Source organism: Pseudomonas sp. B2021 (assembly GCF_018135665.1).
GTDB classification, from domain to species: Bacteria; Pseudomonadota; Gammaproteobacteria; order Pseudomonadales; family Pseudomonadaceae; genus Aquipseudomonas; species Aquipseudomonas lactis.
On the sequence record NZ_SMOF01000001.1, the window covers coordinates 2,391,701 to 2,408,583 of the forward strand.

The following is a 16,883-nucleotide window of genomic DNA, read 5'->3' on the forward strand; positions in this document are numbered from 1 at the left end:
TTACCGCTCCTCAGCCAGCAGACTTGGGTGTTGATCGGTGCGTTGTGCAGCGTCGCTCAATGGCGAGCGCTGGGGTTTATTGGCCTTGTTCATGCCTTCGTATTTATCGACGATGTCCAGGAACAGGCGCTCCTGTACCGACGAGTAATAGGTCACGGGGTGCCTGAGGGTGGGCTTGGCCAACTGGGTATAGACGCCGTGATCCAGAGGTGTGGCCGCGCCCTTGACCTTTGTCACCCAGCTTTGGAAGTCGGCAGCGCTCAGCGACAGCGTGGTGAAATGCATGTCGGAAAAACCGGGGCCGTTGTAGTTGGCGGCGATCCCTCTGAACTCACCGGTCTCGTTGGCGATCAGGTGCAACTTGGTCTGCATGCCAGCCATGGCGTAGATCTGCCCGCCGAGTGCGGGAATAAAGAACGAGGTCATGGCCGCGTCGGAGGTGACGGTGAAACTCACCGGCGTGTGTACCGGCAGGGCCAGTTCGTTGACGCTGGCGATGCCCAGGTCAGGGTAGATAAACAGCCATTTCCAGTCGGTGGCCACCACCTGCACATTGATCGGCGGGGTGTCTGACTCCAGCGGGCGATAGGGGTCGAGTGCGTGGGTGGTCTCCCACGTCACCCACCCCAGGACGATGATGATCAGCAGGGGAACGCCCCATACCACCGCTTCGATTTTGTGCGAACTGGCCCAGCGGGGGGAGTAACGCGCTTTTTTATTGGTGGCGCGGTAGCGGTAGGCGAAGACAAACATCATCACAATCACCGGAACGACCACCAGCAGCATCAGGCCCGTAGCGAGAATAATCAGGTCGCGCTCATCGGTTGCTACTTGCCCCTTGGGGTTGAATACCACCAGGTTGCAACTGGTGAGTAAGAAGAGGCTGGTAATAGTGACCAGGCAATAACCCATCGCTCGTTTCATGCCTTGCTCCTGTGTTGGAAACTTGCGTTTTGCTGTGCCGAATCTGTGCTCAAGTGTTAACTAAGCGAAGCGCTTATTAACACCAGGAACCATCAGGTGATAAACATTCGGCAATAAGCTGCCGTCAGTAGATAAAGTGCTTCTACTGTCCGGTTCTATTGGCTTTTGCTGCCGCTCTGCAGGGCGCATTTCGCCGCGCTCCCGAACATTTTGAATAGAGCCCAGTGGGTTGGTTTAACAATTTGTTTCCTCGCCTGACGAACGGTTTAACAGGCGAAGCGGTAAAGGGTTTTTATCGGTGCATGATGGAGGTGGCCTTGGAAAAAGTCTGAATTCTGGTTAAGAAGTTCAGTCGTTAGTTGATGGCCAACCCCACTAATGGTTTTGGAGAAGAGCTATGTTTATCCGTGGCAAAACCTATGAAGCCTGGGCCGCCAAGGCGCTCGACGAAGAGTGCTTTACCCAGGAGGTTGAAAACGGCTGCCATATCGAAGTCAGGGCCCGGGAGCGGGAAGATGGCGATATTGAAGTGCTGCTGTGCGTCTACACCGCGACGGGGCAATGCGTGGTTGAACGTACCAGGCAATTGCCGGGTGCCGAATGGACGGTGCGGGACGCGCTCAAGCGCGGCATTGATCAGGCGGAACGGATTGCCGGTGGTGAGTCCGGCCGACTGCCCTGTGCTGATGCGCACTTGCACGACGACGATTGAAGGGTGCGGTCGACGGTCGAGACCTACCTGAGGCCCCGCGCTGCAACTGTGAGCGGGCTTGCTCGCGAAGGCGGCCTTACAGCCGACGCCTAACTAACTGACGCCCGCAATTTAATGTGGGAGCTGGCTTGCCTGCGATGGCGGCCTAACAGTCAACACAGTTGGTTTGTGTACATATCCATTGCTGTGGTTACGGCCACTTAGGGGGCCGCCCTGACGGCGGGTCACTTTGGAAAAGCCCCAAAGTAACCAAAGGGCTCTTGCCCCACCACTCGGCACCTCGCTCACGCTCGGTATGCCCGAACACAGGCTTGAATCCGTGGGCCGCCGCCACGCGCCATCCATGGCGCGGGGCGGCTAACCCGGCGTCCTGCCGGGTTACCCACTAATTCAAGCCTGCGTTCGGCCAGCGTGGTTTAACGGGGCGCTTAAGATCAAGATCACAAGCAGATCAAGAGCAAGATCACGAGCGGCTCGCTTCGCATCGTGGTTACCGTCGGTCGCTACGTCACGGGAGCAAGCTCCCTCGCCACAGGGTGTAGCGCCGCCGCAAATAAAAAAGCCCGCACGGAGTGCGGGCAAGACAGGAGTTTTTTACCAAGAGCCTGGAGTGAACAGACTCACTACTAAGAAACAAAAGACGCATGAGCGGTTTTATTTTTTTTAATGCGAGGCCGACGAACGGTAGTGCGACGGCAAGTGTGTGATCGTCGTCATTCAAACATTAAAAATTCTGAACCTTCGTTCTGAGCAAATAACAAAAAATCAGAAGGAGAGGTTATGAAAAATTCTTTATATGTCATCGAATACGAATACCACCACGAGCCTAAGTCTTTCATTATAAGAGCGGAGGTGATGAATAACGCAGAAGCTTGGCATTGGGCCTGTTGCGATGCAGGCATTGGCATTATTCCCAGGTCGCGTAATGAAAAGATCAAACGCATCAGCAAACCGCTGGCCGAGCGCTACGGTCTTGAGAATGTAAGATGGCGTCCGTCTGGGAGTATCCCGTTTATTGCAAAACCCTATGTACCACCGCCCCCCGAATGAATGGGTTTTTAATGGATGATGTGCATTAGGGGGCGGCAGGAACGAGGCAAGTGTTTACTGTTTTTTGCGTCGCTCCTGCAATATGCACAATTTTTGCACGCTGCGTTGCAGCGCCTCTTTCATGATGTCGGCTGCATACTGTTGCCTGCACGCCGGGCACAGCATGTCTGACGCTGGCGACATCAGGTAGTCCGGGTCATCCAGCGTTGATTCATAAGGCTGTTTGCAGTGCAGGCAACCTCGGTTCGCTTGTAGATGCGTCACATCGATTCCTCCCTGAATGAAACGGCCACTCTCAATTAAGAAGTGGACGTTTTCAACTGCTAAAAAGGAAGAATTCAAACAAGCGCTTAGTTGATGTTCTATTGCCAGTATTTTGTGGTGATAGTTAGGTAGTTGCGGGCGCGTGCGCCCGCTCGGTTCGTGGGGTCAGGTTTTTGCCGTTCTGCTGCGTACTTTTCGTGTTGTGCAGTTTTTGCCTGATAAGCCCTAGGAATGAATGAAGCTGCTCACGAATTCCGCCTTGACCACGGGAAGTTCGATCCCATGGATCAAGCCGGCGGTGAGCGCTTGTTGCGGGTCGAGAATGCGTGGCGCGGCGATCAGGTATTTTTCGGTCTCCAGTTTTTCGACGGCATCGGCGGTGCGCTCGGCGACGATGCGTGCGTACAACTGCAAGTCATAGTCGAGGCTCATCGCGTATTCAGACATGCGCGAGTGGTCAACCGCGCCTTGCACATGCCAATGAAAGGGGTGGAACAGGAATTTGCTGTGTTTGCAGGCGGTCCTGCGCTCACCGGCCAGGAAGATGATATTGCCCATGGATTCCACGGTGCCTAGGTTATGGGTATGCACCGGGATCGGCAGGGACAATAAAAAGTTGTACATCGTAAAGCCGTAGCTGCATTCACCACCCATGGTGGCGATATTCAGTACCAGGCCCTGGGCATCTTGTTGTACGGCCAACGAGGCTTTTTCAATCAGTTGGCTGCACGTAGAAGCGGTGACCGGTGCGGTGAAGTTGATAATGTGTAAAGGCATGGTGTCCCTCATCAATGAAAGCAGGGGAGCATTGCTCCCCTGCATCAAGCACATCAGCTTTTGCGCCCGCCGCCGTGGCTGTGTTCGCCACCTTTACGCCCGGCTTCGGAAGCTTTTTCGCGGTCGTTGGCGAAATTGCCGCCACTGTTCTGGCCACCTTTGCTGCCCGCTTCGGCGGCGCGTTCGGGGTCATTCTTGAAATTGCCGCCGCTGTTCTGGCCGCCTTTGCTGCCGGCTTCAGCGGCGCGTTCGGGATCGTTCTTGAAGTTCCCGCCACTGTTTTGGCCACCTTTGCTGCCGATCTCCTGGTAGAACTCTTTGTCATGGGACGCAGAAGTGGCTTCGCCGCCTTTTTTACCGGCTTCGCTGACGCTCATTTGGCCTTGCTTGTCTTGAGTAGTCATGTTCAGTTACCTCGTCGTTATGTCGGGAATGTAACGTTCACTTCGATTGTGCTGGAAACTTGCACTCAGGGCATGCGTTAAGCTGCACGGTTACAAGTGCCTCTCACACAAGGGTGGCGTTTTAGATGCACTTATCGTTGCTTCGGCAAGTTCAACAAGTTGCTGATGTTCGTAACACGCAGATGTATTAGAACGCAGGCCAGTCCTTGCTTTAGTTTGCACTTCTACAATCGGCCTGCGAGCTGGCTCGCCGCGCTGATTATCAATGGACGCACGCATAATGAATGCCCTTTGTTAACGAACGGAACAGCGGTAGTGCCTGTGTGGTCAGGACTTACGTCCACCTCCATGACTGTTCTGGCCGCCTTTACGCCCGGCTTCCGAGGCTTTCTCGCGGTCGTTGGCGAAGTTGCCGCCAGAGGCCTGCCCACCTTTCTTTCCCGCCTGTGATGCTTTTTCGCGATCATTGGCAAAGTTTCCAGGGTTTTTATTGCTCGTCGTCATAACAATACTCCCAGTTTTGAAATGTCGTTTCGCTAGTTACCCGTTTATGCAACGGACATCTTTTCTGATAGGGGCAAGTGCGCAGATGTTTTGAAATTTTTTAAAAAGGGCGATGAACGGTAGAGTGGCAGATGAAACTTGTACAAGTAGGCTCAGGAAGTGCCGCTTCGTCTAAGTTTTTCTGCGTCGATTGATATTGAATTAATGGCGACCTTACGGTTGGTTTAGCATTCCATACCCTGTTTGATAGTGGTCATTAAAGGCGCTGGCTCCTCTGGCCGGCGCTCAGCCGCACACTCTGTTGCTGCAGCCTGCACAGACTGCTTGTATGCTGGCACTCTGGAACCGGTTGCCCTGTGAGTACCGACGTTCGAATGATGGCTGGATGGAAACCGGACTTCCTTAAGGTGCTGACGTGAAGCGTGATACCCGTCTTGTGATGCTATTGCTGTTGGTGATCGGCTGTTCCCTGACTTCGTTGACGATTTGGAAAGTCCTGTCTTCCCGTGACCGCGCGCTAGCGGAAGTGGACGTGCATGGCTTGAACCTGACCCAGGCCCTTAACACCTATACCGAAGGCATCGTGCGGCAGAGCTCGTTGTTGTTGCTGGGGCTGGTTGAGCGTTTGGAAACCGAAGGCAGTGGCCCGGTGCAAATCCAGCGAATCAGTACGCTGATCAACCGCCAGCAGCCGCTGATGCCGCAGCTCAGCGGCATCACCATTTATGATCATCAGGGCCGGTGGTTGCTGTCTTCCAATCGCGCGATCCCGGAGGGCGCCAATAGCAGTGATCGGGCCTATTTCATCCACCATCGCGACGATCCGAGCGCTGAACCTTTTATTGGCCCGCCGATTCAGAGCCGTGCCAACCATGAATGGGTGGTGACCATCAGCCGCCGTTTCAACGACGCGGCCGGCAACTTCGCTGGCGTGGTCGCTGTGACCCTGGGAGTGGAAAACTTTCTGCGGGTATTCGGCAAACTCGATGTAGGCCAGGAGGGTGCCATCGGCCTGTCCTACGCCGACGGCACGTTGCTGGTGCGCTACCCCTTCCGCGAGCAGGACATGGGCCGCAACTTTTCCTCCTCGCCTATTTATTCCAAGTACTTGGTCGACCAACCGGTGGGCACTGCGGCCTATACCTCCAGCCTGGACGGGGTAGAGCGGCTCTATGCCTTTCGCAAAAGCGAAACCCTGCCGCTGATCACCACCGTCGCGTTGGGCAAGCACGAAGCCCTCGCGGCGTGGCGTATCGAGGCGGCGCTGTCAGCGGTCGTGGTGGCGGGGCTGCTGGGGCTGACGGGACTGATCGGCTGGTTTCTGATCCTGGATATCCGCAGGCGTACGGCGGCGGAAGAGGCGTTGCGTGTCGCCCAGCAACAGTTGCTCGACTCCAATCGGCAATTGGCGCTATTAGCGAAAAAGGACGCGCTGACCGGCCTGGCCAACCGCCGCTGTTTTGACGAAACGCTGGCCGTGGAAGCGCGTCGGGCGCAGCGCGAAGGTACGTCGCTGGCATTGCTGATGCTCGATATCGACCATTTCAAACGCTTTAACGATGCCTTTGGTCACGTCGCGGGAGATGCGTGCTTGCAGGCAGTCAGCACGTTATTGGAAACGTGCGTGCGGCGCCCGTCGGACCTGGTGGCGCGCTATGGCGGAGAAGAAATGGCGATCATCCTGCCCGCGACTGACAGCACAGGCGCTGCGGTGGTCGCGCAACGCATTCTTTCGCGCCTACAGCAGGAGAACATCACACACCCAGGCAGCCCCTTCGGGCGCGTGAGCGTGAGTATCGGCGTTGCGACGGGCATGGGCTCACGGCTGGAGCCGGTGTTGGGTTTGGTCGAGGCGGCCGATGCAGCGCTTTACGGTGCGAAGGCGGCGGGGCGCAATGGGTTCAACGTGCATCCTGCGCACGTGACGTCGAGCGGCTGAAACGGCTTTTACCTGGGTATGCGCGGCTCACATCCCAAGCGTCGGGATCATGAGTTCGCCGCACTCCATCAGTTGGCCAGCGGTGACTTGCAACTGCGGGGTGGGTTTGGCCGCATAGCCTGCGATGAAGCCGGCACTTAGCAGTGCCAGGCAGAGGACGGCTTTTTTCACAAGCATGCGCAGGGTCTCAATCGGTTCAAAAGGGTGAACCACAGATTGTGCATTCGAGAAAAGGTTCCCGCCCGCGCAGAAGGCACCTTATGGAGCTCAGCGAATGAACCTGACGTACACACGTTCAGGGTCGTTATCGTCCAGATTCTCGATCTGCCCGCTGGGAATAAAGCCGGCTTTCGTCAGCAGGGCCTGGGACGCGCCGTTGGAGGCATTGGTCGACGCGAACAGCTTGGGCGTCTTGCAGGCTGCTTCGGCCGCTGACAGCAGACGAAGGGCGACGCCTTGGCGCTGGTACAGCGGTGAAACCACCACCAGCGCAATAAACCCATGGTTGAAAAAGTCGTGGGTGAGCACCAGGTAGCCGGCGCACACGTTAGCGTCGGCGGCTACCAAGCATTGCTGGCGAACCACGGCGTCATAGATAAACACACGACGGCTGGCATGCTCGGTTGCGTAGGCATCCAGTGCGACCAATGCATGCACATCGTCGGGGGTGGCTTGGCGGATCAGCCAGTGTGGGGCAGCGGGAGGAAGAAGGTATTCAGCCATGGTCGTGGAGCATCCTCTGTTTGAACATTTGCCCCCACGTGCTTGATGACAGTCCCTTGTGCATTGATGAGGCGATGCTATCGCCCGCTATAGCACAGTTACAGGGTGCGAAGGGGTTACGTTTGTTGGCCTGGTTGCGGTCGTTGTTTAGAAATGTTTATGTGTTCCAATGGTTATCTCGACTTGCGCAGGAAGCGCATCGGCCGAGGCCATTCAGTCTTTTAACAGATACATCCCAAGGAGTAACACCATGCAAGGAAGCACATCGTTCAAGTACCTGGCGTTTTCGTTGATCCCGTTGATTGCCGCCTGTACCACGCCCACACGCCAGTCCGCCGTCCTCCCTGCGCCAGCCTTGCCGTTCGATAACTGCGCGGTTGGCTGCCCCACCGGCGGCAGCCCAGTGACGTTGAACCGCCAGGCCTACACGTTGAACAACAACGGTTCGACCAAGTTTGCCAATTGGGTGTCCTACAAGATCACCAAGGCCACGGCGGCCAGCGGGCGCTCCCGTGACTGGCGCACCGACCCGGATATTCCAGCCGGGGAAACCCTGGACCCGGTGGATTACAACGGCGCCAACGTCGCGCTCAAAATCGACCGTGGGCATCAGGCCAACCTGGCTTCGATGGCCGGGGTGGCCGATTGGCAAACGCTCAACTACTTGTCGAACATCACCCCGCAAAAGGCCGAGCTCAACCAGGGGCCGTGGGCGCGCCTGGAAGACCAGGAGCGCAACCTCAGCAAGGAACCAGGCGTCGATCAGGTGTATGTGGCCACCGGGCCGCTGTATGAGCATTTTGTCGGCTCGTTGCCGGGCACGAACAAAGTGCACACCATCCCCAGTGGTTATTGGAAAATCATCGTGGTCGGCAGTTCGCCGGAAACGGGCCTGTACGCCTCATTCGTGATGAACCAGGAAACCCCCAAGGGCGCAGACTTCTGCGATTACCAGGTCACCGTGGATCACATCGAAGAGCGCTCCGGGCTGACGTTCTGGAGCACCTTGCCGCAAGCGCTGCAGGCCACGCTGAAAACCAGGCAGGGCCAGTTGCCGAATCGGATCGGCTGTAACCGCACCAAAGCCTGACGCCTAGTCGGCACACACCAATGAGGGCCTGCGGCTGCTGTTCTTGCCCAGGCGCTCATGCGTGGCGACGTCTGTGGCCTGTTCACGCAGTGCTTCTTCCAGTGCTTGCAAATGCTTGGACAGGATCTTCACCGACCCGCTCGGGTTGGCGGGGTCAAAGGGGATCCGGCCATTGGCAATCAGCACCATGGCCAATTCCCAGGCGCGTTGTGAGTCGTTCATGACAGGGGTTTCCTTCTTCAACGTGGTCGATATAGACGTGTGACCCGCTTCAAGCGCCCCTATATCAATTGGGTTTCTGCCGAAATTTCGATCACTTCAACGCTTCAGTTGCGCTGGAACCATCATCTTTTTAGATGGTGGCCGGGGCGAGTCGAAAGAATGAACCTGAGCGGCGCGGTGGTCACCTAATCCGTATGAATCGGTCGTTTCCCATTCACTGTTGCGAGGGTCAACCATGGACTCTGTACTGCGGGCTATGGCGATTTACCTGGTACTGCTGGTGCTGTTCAAGGTTGCCGGCAGGCGCACGCTGGCTGAACTCACCACCTTTGACCTGGTGCTGTTGATGGTCATCGGCGAGGCCACCCAACAGGCGTTGCTGGGCGAAGACTTCTCGATGACCAATGCTGTGCTGGTCATCGCCACCCTGATTGCCATCGATATCGGATTCTCGCTGGTCAAGCAGCGTTCAGCCTGGTTCGCGCGGGTGCTCGATGGCGGGCCGACGGTGCTGGTCGAGCAAGGCCAGGTGCTGCATAAACGCCTCAAGCATGCGCGCCTGGACGAGGGCGACATCCTTGAGGCGGCCCGGTCCACCCAAGGGCTTGTAGAGCTCAAGCAGATCCGCTTCGCGATTCTTGAGCGCAACGGCAAGATCTCGGTGATCCCGTTTGAATAACACGCGGCCCCCATTCGTCAGCCAAGGGGCTATTTTTTGAACGCCAGCGCCTCTATTCCAGACAGATAGATCATGGGCGGACGAATCGTACTTTCGTCACGCGTACATCACTCACTCATCAACAGGTGAACCCTCATGAAGAAACTCTATATGTGCCTGGGTCTATGCAGCGCGTTCATGCTACACGGCTGTTTTGACAACGCCGATAACGCCACCAAAGACAACAACAGTGGCACCCAGTCGTCAGTGCAGATGCAGGAAGGCAAGGCGGACGAGAGCAAATAAGCCGTCCAAACAGCCGACGCTTAACTCAAGGGTACTCATCGCCCGAATGTGGGGGCTGGCTTGCCTGCGATGCAAACACCTCGGTACATCAGACAAACCGAGTCGATGAATTCACAGGCAAGCGCACAACACCCCTGCTACGGCATGTCTCCCAGCAGCGTCGCGACAAAGTGGTTGTGGAATCGACCCGCTGGATCACAGGCCTTGCGAAAGGCGTTGAAGGCCGCAGTTCTCTCGCTGCGGCGCTGTGCAAGGTCCTTCAGGAATTCCGGGTTGAACGGCTCAGAGTAAGTTCCCGAGGGTTGAGCCGGGTTGTAAAAACCGAACATTTTGCCGGTGTGCGGCATGCCACCCAGGGCAACCCAGTCTCGTTCAATATCCGCAAAAAAGTGCAGGAGGCGATCCGGGTAGTCAGACGCCGCCACAGCGGGTACGTAACCGATAAGATCCAGGTTCACGAAGGTAGCGTCTGGGGTTTGCGTGTACGTCCCGGCCAACGCTGTGTCCCCACCACGGACGAAGCGGAACTCCAGCGGGGCAACCACCAGGAAGTCGCTGGTACTCTTGATCCGTGCCTTTACGGCGTCGAGTCCTTGCCAGGCTTTACTGAGGCCTTCGTCATCCAGAGCCGGGAGCTCGATAAAGTACGACATGAAAATAACGCGTGAGGCCTTGGTTAGCCACAAGTCTGAGTAGACCGCCGCGGCTTGATCAAAAAGCGTTTCGATCGTAAGGAACCCAGCGTCGATGATTGCACTCGCCGTTGTCGTGTTATTGCCATACTGGGCGGCGATGAGGGGCGGCTCGATGATGGGCTCAAACGGTATCAGGTAGGGGGCTCCGAATACATTCTCTCCCGCCAGGGCACAGGCATTCGGTACGCTTGTCTTCAGGTTGGGAACCTGGGTCGCAGGGGAAGCAACCACATCCCACCACAAGATCAGGAAATTGTCGGTGTAGGGATTGAGAAAGGATTCGACGCGGTCATGGTCCGTAAGCAGCGCCTTGAACCGGGCGATGAAGGTTGGCTCGTCAGCGCAGACAACGTTGGTGTCTTTGCCTGCATTCAACGTGGTTGCCCATGGGCGGGGCAATACATCCAGAGTCACTGAAGTGACAACGCCCAACGCACCGAGGGAGACGCGTGCAAATTGCAAGGGCGACCATCCGTCGACTGCTGGCGTCTGTGCGTCAATGGCCCGCACCTGGCCGTCCGGCCCCATGAGGGTGAACGCCGAAGCGGTTTCGGCAAAAATCGGTGCGCGGATGGTTGCGCCGTGGACATCGACAGCGGTCATGCCCCCCAGGCTGAAGAAGCCGCCGGCGGTCGCGGTCTTGAGCATCAGGTCATGGGCGGTCAGGAAGGCATCCAACTCATCCTCGCGCACACCCGTGTTCACGGTGATCGTATGTGGGGCGGTGCCCAGCACAATAGACTCATCCCCGTTCGGGCCCAAGTCTGCGTAACAGGCGAGGTCGATGAGCCAGCGGTCGGGGGCTGGGGCGATGCGATTGTCTTCGGCAACCAAGGCCGGTTGCGCGTGCCGTTGGCCCGATACGCGTACTGTCGCGCCTGCCGCGCCGGCCTGGCGCACGATGTCTTGAAGCGCTGCCAGATGGGTTGGGGAGAAGTAGTATTGACCATCGATTTCCAGGGTGTCGACGATGTTCTGAGCCCAGTTTTTCCACGGTAGCGGCTGAACCTTGAAATTCAAGGTCGTTCCCGTGACTTCATAGGCGGCCAGCCTGCCGTTATTGGCCGACTGAACTAAAGGTTCTCCTTGATTTTGGATGCCTGCGACGGCGGACACATAAGGCGTGACGCCAATTGCATCCGCGGGAATGCCGAGCAATGCAAGTGAAGGACTGACCCTGTACACACCATTTTCGAAGTTGCCACTGTTCCAATCGCAGGTATGCCATTGGCCGGCCGAATCAAGCCACTGAATCGAAAAGTTCATGACAAAAATGCCGTTGTTAAGGCAACCAATGCGTTCGACTTGTTTCATGTTGGTGTCCTGTTACGTGGTGTTTAACGTCAGGTGAGTTGAGAGTAAAAAAGAAAGCCGGCGCCAACTTCCAACGGCAAGTCACGAAAAGTGGGGGCCGGATACCCCGTGGTAAAGAACTTGATTTATTCGATCAAGTTAATCGCAAAGCCGATGAGGGTTGTTCCTACCGCATCGTAGGTCGCGATCTGGCCGTTTGCGGCAAACCCCACAAACGGCGTGCCTTGGCCTGATGACCCGGCCAGTGCATGCCCATACACCGTGACGGCCAGCGCGTCTGAAGGCACGCCGATGGTTTCCAGATTCGGTGTGGTCCGAGACTGCGCCACCGGATAGTCACCGCTACTCCATTGGGACGTGTACCACTTGCCGTCGCTCTTGAGCCATTGGACCTTGAAGTTAAACACGTAACCGCCTTTGTTATTGACGGTGATTTTTTGAACTTGTCTCATGGTTATCTCCTGCTGAAGCAATAATTTTATATGAGCACGCCTGCGCCCTTTTGCGTGGCGATAAGACGTGTTTATTAAGGGCGTGAATTGCACTGCTTAGAGGCAATGGGAGACGCAGAAATCAAATAGGTCGCCTCGCTCCCTATTTACTGATTACTGTCAAGTGAGTGAGCCTGTTTTCGCGCACTGACCTACAACAACGAGTAGCTTGGATAATCCATTTATAACGTTCGATAACGTGGGCAGTTGGATCATATTTAGCGGGGGGTAGCCTCCGTGGCTGCTGGGTGATTCCTTTCTGATACTGAGGGGAGGTTAGTCGCGGTACCGATTGCTCGCCAGTGGGGCAGAAAACTATTTGGCTATATGCTCCATTTCGGAAATACCAGTCGTTTCGCTGCCTGTGCTCAGAGGCAGTGCACCCCTTGGGCCTATCAACGGCCACAAGCGCTGCACCGCCTGGTCCTCAGCGCATATGCAAAATAATCGGGCTACTGCTCGCAGGGTCCGTATGCCCGCGCAACTTGCTAACAGCCTTCGCATCGACCGCGCCGCCGTGGTTGCCCCAGGTACCACGCACGTAGCTCAACACGTCGGCGATTTCCTGGTCGGACAATTGCTCACGAAATGCTGGCATGCGGTAGGCGTCTGGCATCCCGGCGGTGACCACACGTTGCGAGCCGTTGAGGGTGATGTTGATCGCCGAAGCATTTTCCGTGGCCAGGGCCGAGGTGGCGCCTGCCAGGGGTGGCATCCAGTCGGGTTGGCCTTTGCCGTCGAGGCCATGGCAGGAGGCACAGCGGGTGGCGTAGGTGTGGGCGCCGGGGGCATCCGAGCGCGCCGTGACTGCCTGATACTGCCAGGGGCTGCCGTCACGCTGTGGGTCGCCGGGCAGTGACTTCAGATAGCGAGCGATCGCGGCCAGGTCATCATCCTGCATGAACTGCGTGGAGTTGTTGAAGGCTTCGGTCATGGAGCCATAGACCACGGCATGCTGGTTGCGACCGGTCTTGAGGAACTGCACGATCTGTTCCTCACTCCAGCGGCCCAGGCCGGTGTTGTGGTCCTGGCGCAGGCTGGGGGCGTACCAGCCGTCGAGCAGGGCACCGGCCAGGAATGGCGCGCCGGATTCGTCCAGGGCTTTCTCGTTGAACGCTAGCCCGCGTGGCGTGTGGCAACTGCCGCAGTGGCCAGGGCCTTGCACGATATACGCGCCACGGTTCCACAGCGCGTCCCGGCCGGGCTTGGCGGCGTAGGTCGCGGTGGGTGCAAACACACCGTTCCACAGGGCGATGGGCCAACGCAGGTTGAGCGGCCAGGGAATGTCGCTGGGCAGGTTAGGTTCGTTGGCCGGTTGCACGCCTTTCATGAAGAACGCGTACAGCGCCTGGATGTCGTCATCGCTGAGTTTGACGTAAGACGGGTAGGGCATGGCCGGGTAGAGCCGTCGCCCACCCGGCGCCACGCCGTGGCGTACCGCGCGGTCGAAGTCGGCCAGGCTATAGGTGCCGATGCCATGCTCGCGGTCGGGGGTGATGTTGGTGGCGTGGATCGCTCCCAGCGGCGTGGCCATTTCCAGGCCGCCGGCGAAGGGCGTCTTGCCTGGCAGGCTGTGGCAGGCCACGCAGTCACTTACGCGGGCGACGTATTCACCGCGGCTGACCAAGGCGGGGTCGAAACTTGTGCTTTGCTGTTGTTCAAAAGGCGAGGCGGGCTGGCGTGTGACGTACCAGGCCAGCACGCCAGCGGCGACCACGCAGGGCAGCACCAGCCACCCTGCGGTTCTTGCGAATCGGCGGTTATTCATGGGCATTCCCTGTCGGTTAGCTGAAGGTGTAACGGCTCAAAGGCAGACTACGGATGCGTTGGCCGGTCAATTGCGCCACGGCATTCGCCACGGCGGGGGCCACAGCTGGCAACGGCGGTTCGCCGATGCCACCCATCTTTTCGCCGCTCTCTACGATCTTCACGTGGACCTGCGCCATACGCGAAGGCGGCAGCACTGGATAAAGGTCGTAGTTGCGCGCCCGTGGCTTGCCATCCACGTACACCGCTTCCTCTAACAAGGTTTGCGACAGGCCCAAGGCCACGGCACCGTTGACCTGCGCCTCCACGATCGCCGGGTTGACGATGCTGCCCGGGTCAATCGCTTGCCAGATGTGATGAACCTTGACCTGGCCGTTCTCGATCGACACCTCGGCCACCACCGCCGCATGGGAGCCAAACGGCGAAGCCATGGCTACGCCGCGTGCACGGCGGGTGCCGTCTTCGGCGGTGTAAGGCCCACGCTTCCAACCGCCAGACAGCTCGGCGGCCGCCTGCAGCAGGGTGGTCAGGCGCGGGTTGTCGCGCAGCAGATGCAGGCGCAGTTCATAGGGGTCATGGCCGCCTTTGTCGGCCAGTTCGTCCAGGAACGCTTCGTAGAAAAAGTCATTGAGCGAGTTGCCCACCGAACGCCAGTAACCGAGCATGGCCGGGCCTTTGACGTAGATCTGCGCGATGCGTTTGTTGGGGATCGCGTAGCTCTTGCCCGACAAGCCTTCCAGGGCGGTAGGGTCGATGGCGTCGCCCTGTTTGCCGGCGATGGCTTCGGTGGGGCCTTCGGTGGCGCTCACCGCTTCGATGGCCACAGGCAGGCCTTTGTCATCCAGCGCGGCGCGGAACTTGACCACGGCGACCGGGCGCAATACATCGCGCACGAACTCTTCTTCACGGCTCCAGATCAGCTTGATCGGCCGACCCACCGCCTTGGCCAGCGCGATGGCCTGCGGGTAAGGGTTGGCGGAGTCATACAGGAAATGCCGGCCGAAAAAACCGCCCAGCAGCGGCGAGTGTAGGGTGATTTGCTCAGTGCTCAGGCCGGTGCGTTTGGCGATGTCGGCACGGAACATATCCGGCGCCTGGTTAGGCAGCCACACCTCCAGCGTGCCGTCGGGGTTAAAGCGTGCCAGGGCTGAAGGCGGCTCCAACTGGGCATGGTTGAGGTACTGGTTGTGGTAGGTGGCTTCGACGCGGGTCTTGGCGCTGGCCAGTGCGCCGGGCACATCGCCTTCGTTTTCCTCATCGCGGGCCGGGCCTTGCTGGGCGGCAAGGAAGTCGCGGTACTTGTCGCTGGAAAAATCCGCCGGCATCGCCCGCACAGTGGAGTCGGCGGCGGCTTCAAGCCACTCCACCTGGATGGCTTCGACGGCGCGCTTGGCATGCCACCAACGCTCGGCCACCACGGCCACGGCGCCGGGCAGGGTGTGAACCGAATGCACGCCTTTCATGGCTTGCACCTGCGCCTGGTTGCGCAGGCTGCCCACGGTCATGCCCAGGCGCGGCGCGTGTTGGACCGCCGCGTGGAGCATGCCGTCGATTTTCAGGTCGATGGTGTACTGCGCCTTGCCGGTGGATTTGTCATAGGCATCCAGGCGCTTGACCGGCTTGCCGATCCAGCGGAACTGGCTTGGATCGCGCAGGGTGATACTGGCCGGGTCGGGCACCGGCATATCCAGGGCGCGCCCGGCCAGTTCGCCGTAGCCCAGGGAGCGACCGGAAGCGGCGTGCACCACGCGACCGGGTTGGGTGGTCAGCTCGCTGAGCGGTACGCGCAGTTGCTCGGCGGCAGCTTGCATCAGCATCGCGCGGGCGAGGGCGCCGAGGCGGCGCATGGTCGGGTAGCTCATGCGCACCGACATGCTGCCGCCGGTGATGCGCATGCCATTTTCCATCACCACGTAGGCTTCGCCGGGCGGTGCCGCTTCGACGATGAACGTGGCCGGGTCGGCATCCAGCTCTTCACCGACGATCTGCGCCATGGCGGTGTGGGTGCCTTGGCCGCCTTCCATGAAGGGGCTGAGCAGGCGCACGCTGCCGTCGGGGCGAATTTCCAGGAAGGCGGGCACTTGAGTACCGTGTTCAGCCGCAGCGCCGGTCGCGGCTTGCACGCGGGAGGTGCCCAGCGGCAAGCCGAAGCCGATCACCAGCGCGCCCACAGCGGTGCTGGCCAGGAAGCGGCGACGGGACAAGTTGATCGGTTCGCCCAGGGCAACGCCGGGAATGATCTCGTTGGTGTTCATCAGGCGGTCTCCTTCCCGGCGGCCAAGGCGTCCATGGCGGCATGGATGGCGTTGTAGGTGCCGCAACGGCAGAGGTTGACCATCGCCGCGTCGATCTGCGCCTTGGTTGGCGCGGGGGTGTGCTTGAGCAGCGCGGTGGCCGCCATCACCTGCCCGGACTGGCAGTAACCGCATTGCGCCACTTGATGTTCGACCCAGGCCGCCACCACACGCTTGCCCACGTCATCGGCCTCCACGGCCTCGATGGTGGTGATCTCACGACCGACCACGCCGGCCACGGGCGTCACGCAGGCGCGCACCACGTTGCCGTCCACCAGCACCGAACAGGCGCCGCACTGGGCCAGGCCACAGCCGTATTTGGTGCCGGTCATGCCCAGGTTATCGCGGATCACCCACAACAACGGGGTGTCGGCTTCGGCATCGACCTGATAGGCCTTTTGGTTGATACGTAATTCCATGCGGGCTCACCTGCTGATCATCGGTTGGTGGTGCTTTTTCTTATCAGGGACGTGCGCGGTGGCATGCCCTGGTGTCGCTCATGGGCGACGGGTTATGGCGGCGGGGTTGAGAACCGGTTTCATCTTGGCCACGCGCGCATGGTTGGACTCTAGACCACGGCGCAAGGGGTATCTATCCCGGCAGGCGATAAGTCGGAGGATCAGGCAAGTATTCGCGAGGATTGAGCGATAGAAGCAGTGGCTGATCCGAGATTTTGACTGAAGTCCCGGCATCTCTGTGGGAGCTGGCTTGCCTGCGATGGCGCCCTGACAGCCGACGCTGTTATACCG

At 58.7% G+C, this 16,883-nt stretch carries 19 protein-coding genes; 6 read left to right on the plus strand and 13 right to left on the minus strand.

Features of this window, described 5'->3' with window-relative positions; all coding sequences use genetic code 11:
* Entirely contained in the window at positions 1 to 912 is a 912-nt protein-coding gene (cyoA, locus tag E1K68_RS10875; RefSeq protein WP_244858879.1) for a ubiquinol oxidase subunit II, read from the minus strand.
* 409 nt (positions 913 to 1,321) lie between these two features.
* Here cyoA and E1K68_RS10880 point away from each other — a divergent pair, with 409 nt between their 5' ends.
* Both E1K68_RS10880 and E1K68_RS10885 read left to right on the plus strand, forming a co-directional pair.
* Entirely contained in the window at positions 1,322 to 1,636 is a 315-nt protein-coding gene (locus E1K68_RS10880; protein WP_032892341.1) for a hypothetical protein, read from the plus strand.
* Positions 1,637 to 2,416: 780 nt separating this feature from the next.
* Positions 2,417 to 2,686: a DUF6555 family protein gene (locus tag E1K68_RS10885; RefSeq protein ID WP_003190473.1), complete on the plus strand. Its 270-nt coding sequence runs from the start codon at positions 2,417 to 2,419 to the stop codon at positions 2,684 to 2,686.
* A 54-nt stretch (positions 2,687 to 2,740) separates the two neighbouring features.
* Here the strand turns inward: E1K68_RS10885 and E1K68_RS10890 are convergent, their stop codons facing one another.
* The 4 genes from E1K68_RS10890 to E1K68_RS10905 all read right to left on the minus strand — a co-directional run bounded on the left by E1K68_RS10890 (position 2,741) and on the right by E1K68_RS10905 (position 4,635).
* Complete coding sequence (locus tag E1K68_RS10890; protein WP_169855222.1) at positions 2,741 to 3,028, minus strand: hypothetical protein; 288 nt, start codon at positions 3,026 to 3,028, stop codon at positions 2,741 to 2,743.
* A gap of 147 nt (positions 3,029 to 3,175) precedes the next feature.
* A complete protein-coding gene (locus E1K68_RS10895; RefSeq protein ID WP_003190476.1) occupies positions 3,176 to 3,727 on the minus strand; it encodes an ATP-dependent Clp protease proteolytic subunit in 552 nt (183 codons plus the stop codon).
* A 53-nt stretch (positions 3,728 to 3,780) separates the two neighbouring features.
* Positions 3,781 to 4,131, minus strand: coding sequence for a general stress protein (locus E1K68_RS10900; protein WP_014718036.1), 351 nt, complete (start codon positions 4,129 to 4,131; stop codon positions 3,781 to 3,783).
* Positions 4,132 to 4,458: 327 nt separating this feature from the next.
* Entirely contained in the window at positions 4,459 to 4,635 is a 177-nt protein-coding gene (locus E1K68_RS10905) for a general stress protein (protein ID WP_003190478.1), read from the minus strand.
* 415 nt (positions 4,636 to 5,050) lie between these two features.
* On the opposite strand from E1K68_RS10905, the gene E1K68_RS10910 reads away from it, so the two are divergent.
* Positions 5,051 to 6,574 (plus strand): sensor domain-containing diguanylate cyclase, encoded by a 1,524-nt coding sequence (locus tag E1K68_RS10910; protein ID WP_212614073.1) that lies wholly within the window; start codon positions 5,051 to 5,053, stop codon positions 6,572 to 6,574.
* Between the two features lie 27 nt (positions 6,575 to 6,601).
* On the opposite strand, the gene E1K68_RS10915 is transcribed toward E1K68_RS10910, so the two are convergent.
* Together E1K68_RS10915 and E1K68_RS10920 are read right to left on the minus strand one after the other, a co-directional pair.
* Positions 6,602 to 6,751, minus strand: coding sequence for a hypothetical protein (locus E1K68_RS10915; RefSeq protein WP_019821496.1), 150 nt, complete (start codon positions 6,749 to 6,751; stop codon positions 6,602 to 6,604).
* 90 nt (positions 6,752 to 6,841) lie between these two features.
* On the minus strand, positions 6,842 to 7,297 hold the full coding sequence (locus E1K68_RS10920; RefSeq protein WP_003190483.1) for a GNAT family N-acetyltransferase: 456 nt from the start codon (positions 7,295 to 7,297) through the stop codon (positions 6,842 to 6,844).
* Positions 7,298 to 7,547: 250 nt separating this feature from the next.
* On the opposite strand from E1K68_RS10920, the gene E1K68_RS10925 reads away from it, so the two are divergent.
* The gene (locus E1K68_RS10925) at positions 7,548 to 8,387 is read left to right on the plus strand and encodes a DNA/RNA non-specific endonuclease (RefSeq protein WP_034134982.1); all 840 of its coding nucleotides are present in this window, start codon (positions 7,548 to 7,550) and stop codon (positions 8,385 to 8,387) included.
* Between the two features lie 3 nt (positions 8,388 to 8,390).
* Here E1K68_RS10925 and E1K68_RS10930 read toward each other — a convergent pair whose 3' ends face one another.
* Entirely contained in the window at positions 8,391 to 8,609 is a 219-nt protein-coding gene (locus E1K68_RS10930; protein WP_003190486.1) for a hypothetical protein, read from the minus strand.
* Between the two features lie 235 nt (positions 8,610 to 8,844).
* Between E1K68_RS10930 and E1K68_RS10935 the strand changes: the two genes are divergently transcribed.
* Both E1K68_RS10935 and E1K68_RS10940 read left to right on the plus strand, forming a co-directional pair.
* Positions 8,845 to 9,288: a YetF domain-containing protein gene (locus E1K68_RS10935; RefSeq protein WP_034134983.1), complete on the plus strand. Its 444-nt coding sequence runs from the start codon at positions 8,845 to 8,847 to the stop codon at positions 9,286 to 9,288.
* Between the two features lie 135 nt (positions 9,289 to 9,423).
* Positions 9,424 to 9,573, plus strand: coding sequence for a hypothetical protein (locus E1K68_RS10940; RefSeq protein WP_003190489.1), 150 nt, complete (start codon positions 9,424 to 9,426; stop codon positions 9,571 to 9,573).
* A gap of 137 nt (positions 9,574 to 9,710) precedes the next feature.
* Here the strand turns inward: E1K68_RS10940 and E1K68_RS10945 are convergent, their stop codons facing one another.
* From E1K68_RS10945 to E1K68_RS10965, 5 genes are all read right to left on the minus strand, one after another.
* Positions 9,711 to 11,582 carry a D-arabinono-1,4-lactone oxidase gene (locus E1K68_RS10945; RefSeq protein WP_212614074.1) on the minus strand — a complete coding sequence of 624 codons (1,872 nt, stop codon included), beginning with the start codon at positions 11,580 to 11,582 and terminating at the stop codon, positions 9,711 to 9,713.
* Between the two features lie 125 nt (positions 11,583 to 11,707).
* Positions 11,708 to 12,034 carry a hypothetical protein gene (locus E1K68_RS10950; protein WP_003190491.1) on the minus strand — a complete coding sequence of 109 codons (327 nt, stop codon included), beginning with the start codon at positions 12,032 to 12,034 and terminating at the stop codon, positions 11,708 to 11,710.
* A 466-nt stretch (positions 12,035 to 12,500) separates the two neighbouring features.
* On the minus strand, positions 12,501 to 13,841 hold the full coding sequence (locus E1K68_RS10955) for a cytochrome c (RefSeq protein WP_212614075.1): 1,341 nt from the start codon (positions 13,839 to 13,841) through the stop codon (positions 12,501 to 12,503).
* A gap of 16 nt (positions 13,842 to 13,857) precedes the next feature.
* Positions 13,858 to 16,095 carry a molybdopterin cofactor-binding domain-containing protein gene (locus E1K68_RS10960; protein ID WP_212614076.1) on the minus strand — a complete coding sequence of 746 codons (2,238 nt, stop codon included), beginning with the start codon at positions 16,093 to 16,095 and terminating at the stop codon, positions 13,858 to 13,860.
* The gene (locus tag E1K68_RS10965) at positions 16,095 to 16,553 is read right to left on the minus strand and encodes a (2Fe-2S)-binding protein (protein ID WP_014718046.1); all 459 of its coding nucleotides are present in this window, start codon (positions 16,551 to 16,553) and stop codon (positions 16,095 to 16,097) included. Before E1K68_RS10965 ends, E1K68_RS10960 begins: the two co-directional genes overlap by 1 nt.
* Positions 16,554 to 16,883 lie beyond the last annotated feature (330 nt).

Bases quoted from the DNA above. Each gene is read 5' to 3' on its own strand.
- cyoA (WP_244858879.1), bottom strand. From the start codon at position 912: ATGGGTTATTGCCTGGTCACTATTACCAGCCTCTTCTTACTCACCAGT.
- E1K68_RS10880 (WP_032892341.1), top strand. From the start codon at position 1,322: ATGTTTATCCGTGGCAAAACCTATGAAGCCTGGGCCGCCAAGGCGCTC.
- E1K68_RS10885 (WP_003190473.1), top strand. From the start codon at position 2,417: ATGAAAAATTCTTTATATGTCATCGAATACGAATACCACCACGAGCCT.
- E1K68_RS10895 (WP_003190476.1), bottom strand. From the start codon at position 3,727: ATGCCTTTACACATTATCAACTTCACCGCACCGGTCACCGCTTCTACG.
- E1K68_RS10900 (WP_014718036.1), bottom strand. From the start codon at position 4,131: ATGACTACTCAAGACAAGCAAGGCCAAATGAGCGTCAGCGAAGCCGGT.
- E1K68_RS10905 (WP_003190478.1), bottom strand. From the start codon at position 4,635: ATGACGACGAGCAATAAAAACCCTGGAAACTTTGCCAATGATCGCGAA.
- E1K68_RS10915 (WP_019821496.1), bottom strand. From the start codon at position 6,751: ATGCTTGTGAAAAAAGCCGTCCTCTGCCTGGCACTGCTAAGTGCCGGC.
- E1K68_RS10920 (WP_003190483.1), bottom strand. From the start codon at position 7,297: ATGGCTGAATACCTTCTTCCTCCCGCTGCCCCACACTGGCTGATCCGC.
- E1K68_RS10925 (WP_034134982.1), top strand. From the start codon at position 7,548: ATGCAAGGAAGCACATCGTTCAAGTACCTGGCGTTTTCGTTGATCCCG.
- E1K68_RS10930 (WP_003190486.1), bottom strand. From the start codon at position 8,609: ATGAACGACTCACAACGCGCCTGGGAATTGGCCATGGTGCTGATTGCC.
- E1K68_RS10935 (WP_034134983.1), top strand. From the start codon at position 8,845: ATGGACTCTGTACTGCGGGCTATGGCGATTTACCTGGTACTGCTGGTG.
- E1K68_RS10940 (WP_003190489.1), top strand. From the start codon at position 9,424: ATGAAGAAACTCTATATGTGCCTGGGTCTATGCAGCGCGTTCATGCTA.
- E1K68_RS10945 (WP_212614074.1), bottom strand. From the start codon at position 11,582: ATGAAACAAGTCGAACGCATTGGTTGCCTTAACAACGGCATTTTTGTC.
- E1K68_RS10950 (WP_003190491.1), bottom strand. From the start codon at position 12,034: ATGAGACAAGTTCAAAAAATCACCGTCAATAACAAAGGCGGTTACGTG.
- E1K68_RS10955 (WP_212614075.1), bottom strand. From the start codon at position 13,841: ATGAATAACCGCCGATTCGCAAGAACCGCAGGGTGGCTGGTGCTGCCC.
- E1K68_RS10960 (WP_212614076.1), bottom strand. From the start codon at position 16,095: ATGAACACCAACGAGATCATTCCCGGCGTTGCCCTGGGCGAACCGATC.
- E1K68_RS10965 (WP_014718046.1), bottom strand. From the start codon at position 16,553: ATGGAATTACGTATCAACCAAAAGGCCTATCAGGTCGATGCCGAAGCC.